Here is a 15,398-nt window from a genome sequence, read left to right as displayed (position 1 = left end):
CCACTACGTTAAGGGGGAATTTAATGAAGTTATTGTTATCCATCTTATTAGCTAGTCTTTTAGGTATTTTAGTATTTTTTGGTCCACTAGGAATCTTTATGCTATGTGCAATTATCATTGGAGTTATTTTTAGATCATTCATTTTAATTTATGAGATTCATAAACAAATAGTTCCACCCAATAGCAATGATAAAGTAAAAGAGGCGGTTGAAAGATACATAAAAGAAAGAGATGAAAAGGAAGCAGAAAATTAATAAATAAATAATCCTTTAACAGATTATTTATATAATTAGGAGGAAGTTTATGAAACTTGTTCACATATTTGGACCACAGGCAGTTGGTAAAATGACAGTTGGGCAGGAGCTAGCTAAAATTACAGATTTGAAGCTGTTTCATAACCATATGACGATTGATTTAGTTACTCATTTTTTTGATTATAGTACAAAAGAAGGGAAAAGATTAGTAAATTTATTTCGTCAGGAGATTTTTGAAGAGTTTTCAAAAAGTGATCTATATGGAATGATTTTTACTTACGTCTGGTTGTTTGATCAGGAGTCGGATTGGGAGTATGTAAAGCGGCTTTCCCAGCTTTTCGAGTCTAGAGGAGGCACTGTTTACTATGTAGAATTGGAAGCTGACATAGACAAGAGACTTGAGCGGAATAAAACCCCAAATAGGCTGGAGCACAAACCTAAAAAAAGAGATATTGAATGGTCTGAGAATGATTTAAAAAGCACAATGGAGAAACATAGACTAAACTCTCTAGAAGGTGAAATTCCATTCCAAAATTATATCAAGGTTAACAATACAAACTTAAGTGCAGAAGAAGTTGCCAAGATAGTTAAATTAAAATTCGATTTATAGGAGAAGGACAGTCTCGGACGAATTCCGTTGAGTCTTATTACATACGATCCTTTTAATACATGCATTGATATTTGGTGAGGCGATTTAACTGGAACGTTTGAATGGCATGTCGCACACTGAATCTAATGGTATATAATCATGCACTTTCCTTGAAATAAGGAAAGTGTTTTTCATTAACTCGATATCTCTCTTCTTAAATAAATTAGAATAATGAGAATTATTTTAGTTTTATACGATGTATTAAGTGTAGGGCCCTTACAAAGACAAAGGAGTTAATTGTATGAAGATTACGAGTGAGAACTTTATCAAGTATTTTAAGAAGGGGAGAGAAGATGCACTTGAATTTGTAATTGACCAATATATCGGGATTGTGAAAGCGATTATATATAATGCGTTAATATCCTTCCAGGACTCGCAGCTTATTGAGGAATGCATAAGCGATACGTTTCTAGGAGCATTTGAAAATGCAAAGCAGTTTAAAGGTGACCAAGAGGACTTTAGTAAGTGGATTTGTACGATTGCTAAGTTTAAAGCGATTGATATACAAAGGAAATCATTAAATTCACCAAAGGTTGTTGAATTAACCGTGAATGGTTCGGAAGTGAAATCGGCAGAGGATGAATTTTTCTCTAAGTACATGATGGATGAATTATTAATACTCATGGAAAAATTGGATCAGGTAGATCATGACATTTTCATTATGAAATATTTTTTAAATATGAAAAATGAAGAAATTGCTCATCAGCTTGGCTTAACAAAGGCAGCCGTGGATAATCGCTTATATCGAGGTAAAAAAAGACTTCAACAATTACGTTTAGGAGGCGTTTTCTCTTGAAAAAAATTTATCGTAAATTAAACGATTTAAAAATCGAAATGGACATTGAACCTATGGATGTAGATGAATCGGAAAAGGCTAGAATTAAAAGAAATGTTTTGAAACGCAAAAAGAAAAATTACTTATTCAGAAATATAGCCGTTGCTGCATCCCTTTTGTTAGCATCTAGTTTCACTTTGAGTATTGCATTTCCAACCTATGCTGCTAAGTTACCAATTATCGGTAGTGTTTTTGAATTGTTTAATGAAGATAATCGTTATGTTTTTGAAGAGTATAGCAATTATTCGACTGATATAGGTATATCAAAAGAAAGTAATGGTATAAATATTACCTTAACAGATGCAGTTTATGACGGTGAAAATGTTGCAATAGCATATACAATTGAAAGTGAAAAGGATCTAGGAGAAAGACCAATTTTAGAAGGAGATTTCATAGTAGAAGAATTTAACGGGGCGTATGAACATAATGGATACTCTGAAAACTATTTAACTAAAAAAATTGGTGAGAATGAGTATGCCGTTCTTTATGTATATGAATTAATCAAAGGTCCTAAGCCAAGTAAAATAAATGTTTCTTGGGAAGGGAACACAGTTAGAAATTTGAATAATGGGAAACAACTATATTCTGGAAAATGGTCTTATCAATTCGCTTTACAAGCCTTAGAAAGCGAATCGGAAAATTTAATCGGAGCCGGTTACAACACTGAAGACACTGGGGTGGCAATTACACTTCTAAAAATGACTGAAACTCCTATCTCAAGTACATTTTATTTATCGGAATTGGTAGACGAACGTCTAGTTTCGAAGGAAGATGATGAATTCCGAGGTGTACTTATTGAATATAATGTAACAGATGATTTAGGAAATAAACAAAACTTCATTCACTATCGAGATTCTGGTCATAGTACTGATTTTCCCGGTAATGTAAGCTTTCCTAGATTAACTCTGGGTGATTTTGATAATAGAGCAACATCCATCACCATTACACCAACCGTTCATGTTTTAACAGTTGGAAAGTCAGACAGCGATGGAAATAGACCATTGGTACCTGTAATGGACCCATACGAAATTGATCCAATTGTATTTCCCCTAAATAAGTAGCTTTTGCCTGAATTTAAAGGTTTCAGAAGCTATGATAATTCTTATTCAATATGCGGGTGCGATTCTGTAACAAGGAATCGCGCTCGTTTTTATTAATGGTCGAACAAAGGAATAAAAGAAGGAATTATTCGTAAGTGAATCGAAACAACTAAAGATTATTGATTAATAATTTGGAGGATTACAATGAAAAAAGGAATAATAAGAGCACTGGAAAGGAAGATGACGAGAACATCTTCAAAATTATGCGATTGCCTATAAATAGGTTTCAAAACGGTGAACTACGACTTGTTCCTGAAGGTCTTTTAGATTTAATTAAAGAACAACTAAATTGTTAAGCCCCCTATTGGGTTGATACTTGAAGAGGATTTACGTATTTTTATAGCAATAGGCCTAGATCAGCTATTCATAAGGGGTTGCCTATTTTCAGTAAAAAATGGGTATGGATATAGAGGCTGTTTATAATTGCTCGATAAAATAAACAATGCAATAGCATCAAATTTTGAAAGGTATTGCAAAGCTATTAAATGCATATGATATTCCGCAACGTAATCCTTTATTAGGAATCTGTTTTCGCTGATAAACGATTTGCGAATACATCTAGATTGTGGAAATTGAACAAGGAATGGGGGAACTGGGCATGTTGGTACTAAATATGTTGCAAGTGAATGATTTTGTAGATGGTCGACTGTTGAATAAGGTAGGGTATCACTTAGATATTTATAAAAATGCCTATATTAGTAAGTGTGGTTCTACATTCGTATATCTGTATCGAAAACCGTATTTCGGAGAAGTGGTAATAGCGAAAGAAGGAAATGTAGAAAAGCACCAAGAGAATTTAAATGCCCTATACGCGGCTGGTTATTTGGTCGAAGGGTGAATTTGAAAACAAGGACACATAAAAGCTGTTACGCGTTCTCTTTAGAGGTGCAAAATTAAAATAATTATTAAAATACCTTGTGAAATCTAGTAGTTTTTGCAGGGTATTTTAGCTACTTTGAAGAATAAGGCATAGTTCTCCGACTATATTTATGCGCTTTCCTTTTTTAAGGAAGGTGCTTTTTTTATTTAAGAGAGAAAGGCATTTATATAAGTGTTATTGAAAAATAACTCATAAAGTGTATAATTACACTAAAAGTATAAAAGGTTTTGTGGGAGGTTACTTGCTACAAAAGTTTTATAGGAATCGTAGGTGTATTTTATTGAAAATAAGTGTGAATAAACAAATATTGTATACGTTCATGTCATTAGTATGTGCGATTGGGGTATTCTATCTCAGCATTAAATTTCAGCAGATGGCTTATTGGGGGAATGGATTAACTTGGTTTTGGGTGGGTGTTACATTTACATATTTAATTGGATTATTAGGGATTGTGTTCTTTGCGCTTTCTTTTAAAAAAAGTGAAGGTGAGCAAAAATACTTTTCTTCTTTACTTATTTCACTTAGAACATCATCGATTTTGGCGTTAGGAATTGGGTTTTTATGGACTACTTTTATAATTATAGCCGGAATGTCAGGTATGTAATTAAAATGATTTACAAGAGGGCATTTATGCAGAAAAAAACAAAGCGAATTTTTATTCTATTATTCATTAGCGTAATATTAAATTTATTTTTGGGAATTACTAGTTTTATCAAAAGTACATATACAGCGAACTTGGATGACCAAGTGATCTTAGGGGAAATGACTAGAATGGTGCTTCAAACTGAGCAGTATCAGGAAATTGCATCTAGGGAAACTGTTTATGCAATTAAACAAGGAGTAAACCGATTTAATGTTTCTGACCCATCTTCTATTTATCTTTATGAAATATCTGTCCAAACTGAACAGAAATCTTATATTTTTACCTGTACGGATAAGTTATGTACGGAAGTTTCAAATGATGGTTGGTCTTACTCAAGATATAGTGAGGATGAGCCAGTTTTGCCGTTGGATAGTTAAGCGGATAAATTTTTGCATTTAGTTAAATAATGCTTAAAAAAATAAACGATCTGGCAAAACCTCCCAATATTATTAGTGTATATTTTGGAAATATCTGATAAAATTTGAATAATTGTTAGGAAAGGGAGGCGGTATATTATGAAAATCATGAACAAATTTAACGGGGTTAATCTATTTTAAGGGATGGGCGTATAATTCCCCTATAAACTACGTGGTTCCTAAAATCCGGAGGTCAAAGTGATTATTAGAGACTATAGAGTTAACGATGAAACTGGTTGGGTGAGATGCCGAACACTTGCATTTTTACAGACAGCCTATTTTGATAATGTTCTAAACAAGAAAGAATACTATAAAAACCCTGCCATTGAGCTAGTCGCAGAGTTAGATGGTCAAATCGTTGGACTTATCGATGTAGAGTATGAAAAAGAAGAACGAACAGTTTGCTCAAGAGGAGAAGGGTTAGGTGGAATGATTTGGCACATTGCTGTTCATCCGGATTACTCTCGACAAGGAATAGGGCAACAACTACTTCATGCTGCTGAAACTATAGCTAAAAGAATGAATTTAAATCGTTTTGAAGCATGGACAAGAGATGATCTTTGGGTTCAAAACTGGTATGAAAAAATGGAATTTAAAATCGTGGATTCCTATTACCACGTTTACTTTGAAGGAGATGAAATGGATCATAAAATTCAAAGTAACACGCCAAATCTATATTTAGTTAATGCTTTTACCCATTATGTTGGGAAAGATATTGAACAATTTAAAAATAATAAACGTATTCACCAATGTGTTTGTTTTGAAAAGTCATTTTAATAAATAACTAAGTTTATCAATATACTATTCCACAATCGGACGCATTTCTGAAGAAAGAAATGCGTCTTCATATTGTATCGTGTGATTTGTTTAGCATGAGAAGATGAACATTCACAATTAAACGTTCTTTCACCTTGCGGAAAGAACGTTTATTTTACTGGGGTCCTCAAGTACAATGTGCCATTTCAAACAATACACAAGTAATTATTTTTCATTGGACAGAAACATATTACGATGAAATGACTTAACATTGGCAAAAGTTTTAGAATAATAACTATTTAATCAAAGGAGAGATCGAATGTATCAATATTTTAATGGCTTAGTAATTAGGGAAGGTACTGAAGGAGTTCCTGCTGACGATGTTGAATCATTGTTTAAAGATGCTGGATGGGCAAAAAATATTCCTTCATGGCAAAAAGAAAAATACTCGCTAATCTTTAAAAATTCAACTTGGGCATTTACTGTATGAGATAATGATCGGATGATTGGAATGGTTAGAGTAATATCCGATCAAATAATGGCAGCTAATATTATGGATTTAGTCGTTTTGTCAGAATACCGTAGGAAAGGAATTGGCAAAAAGTTTGTTGAATTATGTATTCAAAAACTTCCTCACGGGGATTGGTTTGCACACACTTCAGCAAATAATTTCAAATTTTATGAAACATGTGGATTGCAAGTGAAGGATTTATCGACGCATGGCACTTGCGTATATAATGGTTATATACAAGCAAGGAAAGATGGACACCGTTAAGTTATAAGGGCAGTGCATTTTATAAATAATGAGCCGCTTATAGTAATTTTAAAAAATCTGACCTATAGGAGAGTAGCCAGAATGGGAAAGAAGAAAAAAACTTTACCGAAAAATTTTGATGAACTAATTAAAATGGGCGATATATCAGCATTAAAAGAAGTATTTGTGCATTGCGAATTAGATGCCCGTGGCGGTTACAGTAAATCAACTGCTTTGAGCTTTTTCAATATACCGGATGAATTGGTTCGCTGGCTTTTAGAACAGGGTGCGGATATAAATGCTAGTGACAGTTACGGTAGAACGGCCCTACATAACCATGGAAAAAGCTGGCGCGGTAATACAGAATTGCTTCTAGAGTTAGGTGCCCATATAGAAGCGATGGATTATCAAAACGAAACACCTTTATTTGCCGCAGCTAGTTCATTTAATCCAAATGCAGTTTCCACATTAGTTGCCAAAGGTGCAAATATCAGTGCAGAAAATAAGATGAGACAGACACCTTTAGAAAAAGCTTTGTCGGTATGTAGAAACATAGATATCGTTAATATGGCGAAAGTTGCTGACATCTTGCTTAAAGCTGGAGCAACTAAAACGCAGAAAATGAAAGACTCAATTAAGCGAATTGGAAATGAGTTTGAATTTTACAGAGAAGGCTTTAATCCGGAATTTTTGAATCAAACAGAAGAGGCACTTTTACATTTATATGAACTATTTGATGTTCTTCCAGTAGAGAAACGGACAGTTCACGATGGCTCCTCTCCAATAACCGTTACAGCAAAAGGATGGCAGGCGCAGCATAATGAACTCTGGAATTTATTAATTCCTTCAAAAGGGCATGCGAAAACTGTACAGGGTGAGGTAATCCGTATTACCGGTAAAGTATCCTATGAAATATTGGATAATGGCGGGGGCAACTGGGATAATCAATTTCGTAAAATGGTTAACAGTTTAGATCAATACTTTAGCTTAGGCACGCCATTACCCCCGGCTAAACTTTTGGAGGCTAAAGCGTTAGTAAAAGACCTTTCTAAAGGAAATGGGAGTAATGAAGTTGAAAGACTATGCGAACTGGCGGTGCAATGGGTACTCAGTAATCCGAATCCTATTAAGTTGGAACAGCCCGACTACAAGCGTTAACCATAGTTTCATCGTCAACTAATGGAAAATTTAATTATTCATAACGAAAGGAGAAGGAACTTGGAAGATTTATTTCTTTTAGTACCTATTGTATTTTGGTATTATGGTTTGTTAACTTAGTTCAGCTCTTGGAAAAATTAAAGGCCGGGAGAAATATACATAATCAAAAGGTTTTAGGGTGTGTATGGAGCGCGGCATTTACACTTTCTTTAATTATGATTTAATTTTAATATCTGGAATTCAATAAGTACGAATACTCTTTAGTGCGTTGGTCCGAGAAGGATTCAGCGCTTTTTTTGTGGAAGTATTATACGTACAGAAGATTAATAAGGGGGATTTCAATGGAAACTGAATTAAAGTTTAGAATGGCTACTGAAAAGGATTTAGAAAGAATCGTGGGCTTGCTTGCGGATGATTTATTAGGCAGTAAACGAGAGCGCTATGAAGATCCACTTCCTCTTAGTTACAGAAAAGCATTTGATGCGATTTCAATAGATCCGAATAATGAATTAGTTGTGGCTTGTGATGGCGATGAGGTGATTGGCGTCCTACAAATTACTTTTACTCCGTATATAACTCATCAAGGCGGATGGAGAGCGACAATTGAAGGAGTCAGAACAGCAGCTTCTGTACGAGGGCAAGGTGTTGGGTCTAAGCTAATTAATTGGGCAATCCAACGTGCAGAACAACGAGAATGTCACTTGGTCCAGCTGACGACAGATAAAAGAAGACCGGATGCGTTAAGGTTTTATGAACAGTTAGGCTTTAATGCAACACATGAAGGATTAAAATTACGTCTGAAGTAAAACAACGGAGGAAAGTAAATTTATTGAAAAAGTGACTTTCATTCATATTGGCGTTATGAAGGGGGGATTATAGTGGGAATTGATTTTCATAATGAAAAAAATAAATATTCTTATTCAACTCGAAAGGCAGATAGTTCATGGATTCATGCTATGGAGGAGTTAGTAAATTTTAATAATATTCCTAAAGCATTGGATATAGGCTGCGGTGGGGGGATTTACTCGAAAGCGTTATCTGACATGGGCGTAATGTCTGTTACAGGGGTCGACTATTCAGAGGAAATACTGAAAGCTGCGAGAGAAAATTGTGCCGAGTATCCAAACATTTCATTCAGACTAGGGAATGCACTACAAACTGATTTAGAAAGTAACGAATACAATTTAATTTTGGAAAGAGCGTTAATCCATCATATACAGGATTTGCAAATGTGCTTCAAAGAGGCCTATAGACTGTTGCTAGAAAAAGGAATTTATATCGTTCAGGACCGGACACCGGAAGATTGTTTATTAAAGGGAGATCCGAGTCATATAAGGGGATATTTTTTTGAACGGTTTCCGCAATTAATTGAGAGCGAGACAAAACGGAGATACAGCAGTGAATTTGTCATAAAAACACTTACGGATGTTGGATTTACAGACATTCAGGAAATTAAGGTATGGGAAATCAGAAAAGAATATAGAAATAAAGAACAATTACTAAAAGATTTAAGTGAAAGAACAGGAAGAAGTATATTACATGAATTAACGGATGAAGAATTAAATTTATTAATGGATTATATAGATGAGGCCACTTCTTCGGAACATACAATCGTTGAAAAGGATAGATGGACCATTTGGAAAGCAGTTAAATAATGTGGATATGAAATGAACCATCCGACCTGAAAAATAAGCGGAGAAATTCCGCTTATTCCGAAAATAAAATAAAAAACAGCCCAAATAAAGGTAGAAATTCCGCTTATCCATTCAAAAAAACTGAAAATGATAGCTTTTTATTCAAATAACCGGAAAATCTCCCCTTATTTCACGTCAAAAACATCTTCAGCCTATAAATAACAGTAATATCGCCGCTTATTTTTTGTCCTTTTAACAAAATTAAATGCTGAAGAGGAAGCAACCGCTGTTAGAAGGTTTGCCCCGCTATACTGCTTCTTACAATTTTCCTACATTGATTAAACCGTTTATTTCGATCTACTTCATCGACAATTTTCAGTTTAATGCCGTACATTTCATAAATCGATTTCAGTAGATTATTCCGCTTCTGTCGCTCTACATCCGTAACCGGTCTGCGTGTGCCGTCCAGCTCATGGTAGTTGTGTGGTTCAATAAAGATATATTCATCGATTTTCTCTACTTTCAATTTCAGCATCGTATCAACCAATTCGTGATACTCACCGGTCTCCATGAAATGGAAAAATTGTGTATAAACTAAATCGGTATCCACCATCAACACCTTATTTGACTTTTTGCTGGCCTCATTCATCAGATGGACATGACCTGCTGCAATGTCTGCATAGTCCGATGACTCCGATATATCGGCGTACCCATTGATTTCGTCATAATATAAACGACCATACTCTTCCAAATGATTAGTTTCGAAGTGCTTTGCCAACATTTTAGTAAGATGCGACTTACCGACCGATTCAATGCCGCAAATAGCAATACGTTTTACATAATGTTCACGAACAGCGGGAGGTAAGAAATTCCAAGAATTAAAAATACCGTTTTTTCTAATTTCCGTTGCAGAAATGTTAAATGCTGATCTTGCGGTATCAATAATGTGATGCCTTGCTTGAGGTAAGTATTTTGCAAAATACTCCTCGTATTCGTGCTCACTGCTGAACACTACATCCACTTTGCCGCCAATTTTAGATAGCAGCTCTTTGTGCGAATCAAAAATGGAATCATCATTCATGTAATCATCCGAGCGCTTTTCATATTGCGAAAGCACACGTATATTCTTAAAATTTTTCAATTCTTTCGTAATCCAGCGTTCACGGACACGACTCGATACCCATTCAAAGCCTGTGTTCTCACATAAGCTTTTATCATAAACATCATCATAACCAACGACAACGAACAAAATATCTACGAGAGACTGCGCTTCAAAAATACAGTTTAAATGTCCTTTGTGGAATGGTAGAAACTTACCGCCATATAATCCGATTTTTTTATTTTTATATTCGCTGATTGGTACACCGAAGTTCAATTTTATACAGCTCCTTGCGCCTTGCTAATTTTAATCCAGTTAATATACCCGTAAATTGAGTTAACTAAAAATGCACACCACATGACAAATACTGTCCAATCATTACCGCCCTGTTGTACTAAAATAATCGCCCACAAAGCAATCGTAATGACATTGACGACAATCCATAAAATCCATTGTTCCGCGTAGCGCATAATCATTAAAATTTGAGCTACTACCGATAAGACAACTGCCAAACCATCAAGACCCGCCAAGTTTGCGCCTATTCTTGATAAAAATAGCGAGTATGAAATATAGGCAACTAGTATTCCGGCACCCGTATATAGCCATTGTTTCGTTGTTAATCGTTTCGCATAAATTTCTTCCCCGTATGCAGCTTCATCAGGGGATTTCTTATTTTTAAACCATAAGTAAAATCCGATAAATTGAATAGGTAAATAGAATAACAGATTCAGCATGGATTCTCCATATAATCCATAGCCGTAAGCAATGTAACCGTATGTCGAACATTGAACAACACCGACTACATATGTTCCAATTTTCCCTTTCGCTGCTAATACAACACAAATAATGCCGGCTATAGATGAAATCGTTCCTAGAAGCGTATCATCCCATAAAATACTAAGAATGAGGATGATGACTGTTGAAACGACTAACCAAGCCTTTTCGAATAACGTCCAATTTTTGAACATAACTCTGTACCTTCTTTCTCCATTTTGAATGGATAAAACGAATATCATGGTTATTAAGAGGGAATATTCGCTTTACCCGCTAATATTTTAACATTTTATGGAATAAATTAAAGCGATTATTCTATCGTATCAAAAAGAAATTTTTAGTCTAATAGAGAATTATATATGCAATGAATAGTGAATATGTGTAATTGTGTGGAGTGGGTGTGTTTCCTGTCTGCGGTATCATCGGGGGAAGAAGATGCTGATAAAAGGGAATACTCGACGTTAAAATAAATTCGGGCTTGTCTGCATATGTTATGAATGAATAATAGCAGGGGATGTGGTTCCATTTATTGAAAAGGCGCTTCTTATTATCATTATTTTAAGACTTATTTCAGGAAGTATTGAATTGACGGCTGCTGCTTTAATGTTTAAATTCAATGATTTGGAAAAGGCCTTTTATATCAATACAATGTTAGCCTTAGTAGGTCCGGTTGTTCTAATCGTTACGACTGGACTAGCTCTACTAGGTCTGGCAGAGAAAATTTCAATGACTAGAATAATTTGCCTTTTTGCCGGCATTTCCCTTATTCTGTTCAGTTTGAAAGCTCAATAATTTTAAGGACCGTTCCAGCCGCAAAAGCTGTCAGGTCCTTATTTTTTTATGTTGCTTTTTTGGATTTCTCGATTTCCTCGACATTGATGCATTTGAAGACAACAAATAACAGTATGAATCCTAATACACCTGCCACAATATAGCTGACATTGAGATAGTCTTTCATGACGAGTGACATAATAGGGGGGCCGGCTGCAACACCGATAAATCTCGCTGAGCTATAGAAAGAAGAAACTGTGCCTCTTAATTCTTTGTTGATGTTATCTGTAATAATTGTGTCAAGTGCAGGCAAGAGGGCACCAATGGCGATTCCGACTATACTTGTTACTACGAGCAAAAGAATGAGTTTTTTGCTAGTATAACCTACGAAAACAATGCTTGTAGACATGGCAATTAACGAAATAACAATTATTTTTTTCATTCTTTTCAAGTCGCCTTTAATTTTACGACCAGAAACATAAGAAGAAATACACAATAGTAAAAGTGGGATAGCTAGTACAAAACCTTTCTTAACACCTTTTATATCATGAACTTTTTCGAGGTTGTCGGATAAGAAAAATAACATACTGAATAATATCAGCATAACGAGTACACCATTTAAAAATATGGTATACAACCATTTGCCTTTCTCTTTGAAAACTTCTTTTGTATTACTTAAAAATTTCTTGAACTCTAAAGGTTCATCTTTTTCTTTAGGGACTTTAACAAAGAAAAAAATAAGGACAATTGCGATTAAACTAAGTGCTGAAATAGAGAAGAAGGGCAGAAACCATAAAACAGCTGCAAATATTGAACCTAAAATGGGGCTCAACACTTTACCGAATGTATTAGACGTTTCAATTATTCCTAACGTCGAACTTATTTTTTCATCATCATCCTGGTATAGGTCACCTACAAGGGGCATAACGATCGGCATTGCTCCTGCCGCACCTATTCCTTGAATAACCCTACCAATAATGATCATCATGTATGGGTCATCCATTTTCCAGGAAGCAAACCCGGCAATAAGACCACCGATTAAAGCGAGGATTAAACTAGGTAATATTACCATTTTCCTTCCAAACCGGTCCGATAAATAACCTGCTACAGGTATAAGGAAAATTGCCGCAATAGAATAGCTTGTAATAATCATGCTTGACTGAAATGATGTGATCCCAACCTTATCTTCAAGTATCGGAAGCACTGGTATAAGCATGGAATTTCCCAACGTCATGATTAGAGGAATTGAAGTTAAACTGACAATACACCAGACACTTACTTTAACCTTACTTTTGTCCATTACCACACCTCGACTAATTTGTTTATTTATTCAGGTATGGTTTCCTTTCCTATTCATTTTATGCGTAACATTATTTTACAAGCTTATCCTGAAACGGTCCGATTATATTAAGAGTTGTCTACGTGCATTAAAATAACATTTGGAAAGCCATTTTGCCGAAGTATAGTCCGAATCCGATCATTAATATAGCTGAAACAAAGGAAACGATTTTCAAAAGCCTCGTGGATAATAATTTTCGTGCGACACTTGAGAAAAAGGACATAAGAAAATCCACTAAAATAATACCAACTAAAATGGCAATACTAAGAATTATGATTTGATAGATTGTAGTTGAACCCGCATTTTTTGCAAGGATGGAGCCATAGATCCCAAGCCAGAAAAGAATCGTTAGCGGATTTAGCAGCGACATGAAGAAACCGGACATAATTGATTGTCTAAGACGTGTTCTTTTTTTGGTATTTGAATCCATCTCAATTTTATGTAGCGATAGAAGATTTTCTATACCTGTATACAAAAGGACAAAACAGCCGAAAGACCAAAGTATCGTTTTCAATAATTCCGATTCAATAAATTGTCCAATTCCAAAATAAACAACAAACATATAGATGACATCGGTTACTATGGCACCGAGACTAAAAAACCAGGCATGAAAAAACCCGTTTTTCAAACCCGTATTTAATAAAACGGTCTTAACAGGTCCGATTGTTGCAGCCATAGATACGCCTAAAAAGACATACGTCAAAATAGAATTCATGAATAGCCCCCCAAGAAAATGATTTCCTTGCATTTTATTCCGAATCAATGACTTCTAGGACTAGTTAAAGGGAAAATCAAATAAGAAATAATTGGGGATTGCATAAAAATAAGATTTTCTACGGGGAATACGCATTGTAAGTGTGGGGGCGGGAAATTGAAGTGCGGAATGTGATAAATAGCGGAATGAATTTCCCTTATTTTAAAAATAAAATAAAAAGTAGGCAAAATAAGGGAAGGAATTTCCTTTATTGAACTAAAAAACATGAAATTTTATGATTTTATTTGAAATAACGGTAAAACGTTCCCTTATTTATCCTAAAAATGAGCTGCATCATTCAAATAACGGTAAAATATTCCCTTATTCTAGGAGGGCATTTTCGTAGATACCAATAAGAAATAGTTATTGGTTTTCATAAATAACCCATAATTTTATTTATATACCATATTACATATAATAAAATTACAGTTTTAATACTTAGGGGGATATATATGATTCTTGGATTACATCATGCTCAAATTACGATACCAAAAGGTGCCGAAGAAGAAGGAAAAAATTTTTATTGCCATGTTTTACAATTAGAAGAAATTCAAAAGCCAGATTCGCTTCAAGGAAGAGGGGGCTTTTGGTTACAAGTTGGTAGTACACAAGTGCATGTAGGAACAGAAGATGGCTTTGACAGATTATCAACGAAAGCCCATTTAGCATATGAGGTAGAAGATGTATCCTATTGGAAAGAAGTATTGATTGAAAATGATATAAAAATATTAGATTCAGTGCCTATTCCCAATTTTGAACGTTTTGAGTTTAGAGATCCTTTTGGAAACAGAGTCGAGATGATAAGTAACACTAAAAAATAGCTTAAGTAATACACCTATTTAAACGGATTTCTCCACTCCATTAGCACCCCGTAATGACAGGATTCTTCGTCCTCCAAATAATTGGTTATGACCTGGACAGGGATTCGTCCACAGCGCAGTAAAAAGGAAATGACAGAATCCTGTATATCGCCGTTTACTACGGACTGAACGTATAGTTCCGGTGTCATGTCATTTTCATAACGATGCTAGCCGGGCATGCGACTTCCTCCTAATAATCTTTCCAGCTTGAGATGGACGACTATGTCATACATCGATAACATGAGCCATTTTCCTAAGCCTAACTTACGATAAACAGGACTTACACAAATATCAACTACATAAAGTGTATTGCCGTTTTGATTGTGATTTCTAATATAACCGTTGTCTGTTATTTCCTCCCATGTATGGTGCGGTGCATTCATATCAAAGTCGACAAGCAAGGCTGTCATAGAGCCAGCAAGTTTACCTTCCACTTCAATACACAATGCACCTTCTGGAAATAGCGCAGTATGATTTTTTAATTGCTCCGTATTCCACCATAATTCTTCGGGGAATGGAGGGGGGAAACATTCTTTTTGAATGCGGATTAATTCAGCGAAATCCTCTTCCCGATAATTTCGAATCGTCGCAGGGAACGGTTTACTTTCATTGGATACATATAACTCTTTATAATACATTGCTCCGCCTCATTTCCGGTTTGGATTAAGATGTTTGCGCAAGTATTTCTAAGTTGTAGCACTCCGCTTTTATAAGTTTCTTCT

General features: G+C 35.1%; 17 protein-coding genes and 3 pseudogenes. 15 read left to right on the top strand and 5 right to left on the bottom strand.

Going from position 1 to position 15,398, the window contains the following annotated elements; genetic code table 11:
- Positions 1-23: 23 nt before the first annotated feature.
- The 13 genes and pseudogenes from MKY13_RS10030 to MKY13_RS09970 all read left to right on the top strand — a co-directional run bounded on the left by MKY13_RS10030 (position 24) and on the right by MKY13_RS09970 (position 9,100).
- Entirely contained in the window at positions 24-254 is a 231-nt protein-coding gene (locus MKY13_RS10030; RefSeq protein ID WP_339212332.1) for an ATP-dependent Lon protease, read from the top strand.
- A 49-nt stretch (positions 255-303) separates the two neighbouring features.
- Complete coding sequence (locus MKY13_RS10025) at positions 304-864, top strand: AAA family ATPase (protein WP_339212329.1); 561 nt, start codon at positions 304-306, stop codon at positions 862-864.
- Positions 865-1,144: 280 nt separating this feature from the next.
- The gene (locus tag MKY13_RS10020) at positions 1,145-1,699 is read left to right on the top strand and encodes a sigma-70 family RNA polymerase sigma factor (protein WP_339212328.1); all 555 of its coding nucleotides are present in this window, start codon (positions 1,145-1,147) and stop codon (positions 1,697-1,699) included.
- Complete coding sequence (locus MKY13_RS10015) at positions 1,696-2,799, top strand: DUF4179 domain-containing protein (protein ID WP_339212326.1); 1,104 nt, start codon at positions 1,696-1,698, stop codon at positions 2,797-2,799. Before MKY13_RS10020 ends, MKY13_RS10015 begins: the two co-directional genes overlap by 4 nt.
- A 637-nt stretch (positions 2,800-3,436) precedes the next feature.
- Positions 3,437-3,676, top strand: a complete 240-nt coding sequence (locus MKY13_RS10010; RefSeq protein ID WP_191698793.1) for a hypothetical protein — start codon at positions 3,437-3,439, stop codon at positions 3,674-3,676.
- Between the two features lie 361 nt (positions 3,677-4,037).
- Positions 4,038-4,322 (top strand): hypothetical protein, encoded by a 285-nt coding sequence (locus MKY13_RS10005; RefSeq protein WP_225231149.1) that lies wholly within the window; start codon positions 4,038-4,040, stop codon positions 4,320-4,322.
- Positions 4,323-4,348: 26 nt separating this feature from the next.
- Positions 4,349-4,738 carry a hypothetical protein gene (locus MKY13_RS10000; protein ID WP_339212320.1) on the top strand — a complete coding sequence of 130 codons (390 nt, stop codon included), beginning with the start codon at positions 4,349-4,351 and terminating at the stop codon, positions 4,736-4,738.
- 237 nt (positions 4,739-4,975) lie between these two features.
- The gene (locus MKY13_RS09995; RefSeq protein ID WP_339212318.1) at positions 4,976-5,554 is read left to right on the top strand and encodes a GNAT family N-acetyltransferase; all 579 of its coding nucleotides are present in this window, start codon (positions 4,976-4,978) and stop codon (positions 5,552-5,554) included.
- A gap of 84 nt (positions 5,555-5,638) precedes the next feature.
- Positions 5,639-5,802 (top strand): annotated as a pseudogene (locus MKY13_RS09990) (cytidine deaminase); the annotation flags it as partial.
- Positions 5,803-5,852: 50 nt separating this feature from the next.
- A pseudogene (locus MKY13_RS09985) lies at positions 5,853-6,308 on the top strand (GNAT family N-acetyltransferase).
- Positions 6,309-6,389: 81 nt separating this feature from the next.
- Entirely contained in the window at positions 6,390-7,445 is a 1,056-nt protein-coding gene (locus MKY13_RS09980; protein WP_339212317.1) for an ankyrin repeat domain-containing protein, read from the top strand.
- A gap of 341 nt (positions 7,446-7,786) precedes the next feature.
- Entirely contained in the window at positions 7,787-8,251 is a 465-nt protein-coding gene (locus tag MKY13_RS09975; RefSeq protein WP_339212316.1) for a GNAT family N-acetyltransferase, read from the top strand.
- 72 nt (positions 8,252-8,323) lie between these two features.
- Positions 8,324-9,100: a class I SAM-dependent methyltransferase gene (locus tag MKY13_RS09970; RefSeq protein ID WP_339212314.1), complete on the top strand. Its 777-nt coding sequence runs from the start codon at positions 8,324-8,326 to the stop codon at positions 9,098-9,100.
- Positions 9,101-9,368: 268 nt separating this feature from the next.
- Here the strand turns inward: MKY13_RS09970 and nadR are convergent, their stop codons facing one another.
- Positions 9,369-10,454, bottom strand: a complete 1,086-nt coding sequence (nadR, locus tag MKY13_RS09965) for a multifunctional transcriptional regulator/nicotinamide-nucleotide adenylyltransferase/ribosylnicotinamide kinase NadR (RefSeq protein ID WP_339212313.1) — start codon at positions 10,452-10,454, stop codon at positions 9,369-9,371.
- A gap of 2 nt (positions 10,455-10,456) precedes the next feature.
- Positions 10,457-11,146 (bottom strand): nicotinamide riboside transporter PnuC, encoded by a 690-nt coding sequence (gene pnuC / locus MKY13_RS09960; protein WP_339212311.1) that lies wholly within the window; start codon positions 11,144-11,146, stop codon positions 10,457-10,459.
- A gap of 322 nt (positions 11,147-11,468) precedes the next feature.
- Between pnuC and MKY13_RS09955 the strand changes: the two genes are divergently transcribed.
- Positions 11,469-11,744: a YqhV family protein gene (locus tag MKY13_RS09955; RefSeq protein ID WP_191703540.1), complete on the top strand. Its 276-nt coding sequence runs from the start codon at positions 11,469-11,471 to the stop codon at positions 11,742-11,744.
- 46 nt (positions 11,745-11,790) lie between these two features.
- Here MKY13_RS09955 and MKY13_RS09950 read toward each other — a convergent pair whose 3' ends face one another.
- Both MKY13_RS09950 and MKY13_RS09945 read right to left on the bottom strand, forming a co-directional pair.
- Positions 11,791-13,023, bottom strand: a complete 1,233-nt coding sequence (locus MKY13_RS09950) for an MFS transporter (RefSeq protein WP_339212308.1) — start codon at positions 13,021-13,023, stop codon at positions 11,791-11,793.
- Between the two features lie 127 nt (positions 13,024-13,150).
- On the bottom strand, positions 13,151-13,777 hold the full coding sequence (locus MKY13_RS09945; protein WP_339212307.1) for a LysE family transporter: 627 nt from the start codon (positions 13,775-13,777) through the stop codon (positions 13,151-13,153).
- A gap of 491 nt (positions 13,778-14,268) precedes the next feature.
- On the opposite strand from MKY13_RS09945, the gene MKY13_RS09940 reads away from it, so the two are divergent.
- Entirely contained in the window at positions 14,269-14,637 is a 369-nt protein-coding gene (locus tag MKY13_RS09940; protein WP_339212305.1) for a VOC family protein, read from the top strand.
- Between the two features lie 14 nt (positions 14,638-14,651).
- Here the strand turns inward: MKY13_RS09940 and MKY13_RS09935 are convergent.
- Positions 14,652-15,314: pseudogene (locus MKY13_RS09935) on the bottom strand (GNAT family N-acetyltransferase).
- Between the last annotated feature and the right edge of the window lie 84 nt (positions 15,315-15,398).

Source organism: Solibacillus sp. FSL W8-0372, assembly GCF_037969735.1.
GTDB classification, from domain to species: domain Bacteria; phylum Bacillota; class Bacilli; order Bacillales_A; family Planococcaceae; genus Solibacillus; species Solibacillus faecavium.
This window is presented reverse-complemented; position numbering and strand designations above follow the sequence as displayed.

Coding starts and splice junctions, on each gene's coding strand:
- MKY13_RS10030 (WP_339212332.1), top strand. CDS start 24: ATGAAGTTATTGTTATCCATCTTATTAGCTAGTCTTTTAGGTATTTTA.
- MKY13_RS10025 (WP_339212329.1), top strand. CDS start 304: ATGAAACTTGTTCACATATTTGGACCACAGGCAGTTGGTAAAATGACA.
- MKY13_RS10020 (WP_339212328.1), top strand. CDS start 1,145: ATGAAGATTACGAGTGAGAACTTTATCAAGTATTTTAAGAAGGGGAGA.
- MKY13_RS10010 (WP_191698793.1), top strand. CDS start 3,437: ATGTTGGTACTAAATATGTTGCAAGTGAATGATTTTGTAGATGGTCGA.
- MKY13_RS10005 (WP_225231149.1), top strand. CDS start 4,038: ATGTCATTAGTATGTGCGATTGGGGTATTCTATCTCAGCATTAAATTT.
- MKY13_RS10000 (WP_339212320.1), top strand. CDS start 4,349: ATGCAGAAAAAAACAAAGCGAATTTTTATTCTATTATTCATTAGCGTA.
- MKY13_RS09980 (WP_339212317.1), top strand. CDS start 6,390: ATGGGAAAGAAGAAAAAAACTTTACCGAAAAATTTTGATGAACTAATT.
- MKY13_RS09975 (WP_339212316.1), top strand. CDS start 7,787: ATGGAAACTGAATTAAAGTTTAGAATGGCTACTGAAAAGGATTTAGAA.
- pnuC (WP_339212311.1), bottom strand. CDS start 11,146: ATGTTCAAAAATTGGACGTTATTCGAAAAGGCTTGGTTAGTCGTTTCA.
- MKY13_RS09950 (WP_339212308.1), bottom strand. CDS start 13,023: ATGGACAAAAGTAAGGTTAAAGTAAGTGTCTGGTGTATTGTCAGTTTA.
- MKY13_RS09945 (WP_339212307.1), bottom strand. CDS start 13,777: ATGAATTCTATTTTGACGTATGTCTTTTTAGGCGTATCTATGGCTGCA.
- MKY13_RS09940 (WP_339212305.1), top strand. CDS start 14,269: ATGATTCTTGGATTACATCATGCTCAAATTACGATACCAAAAGGTGCC.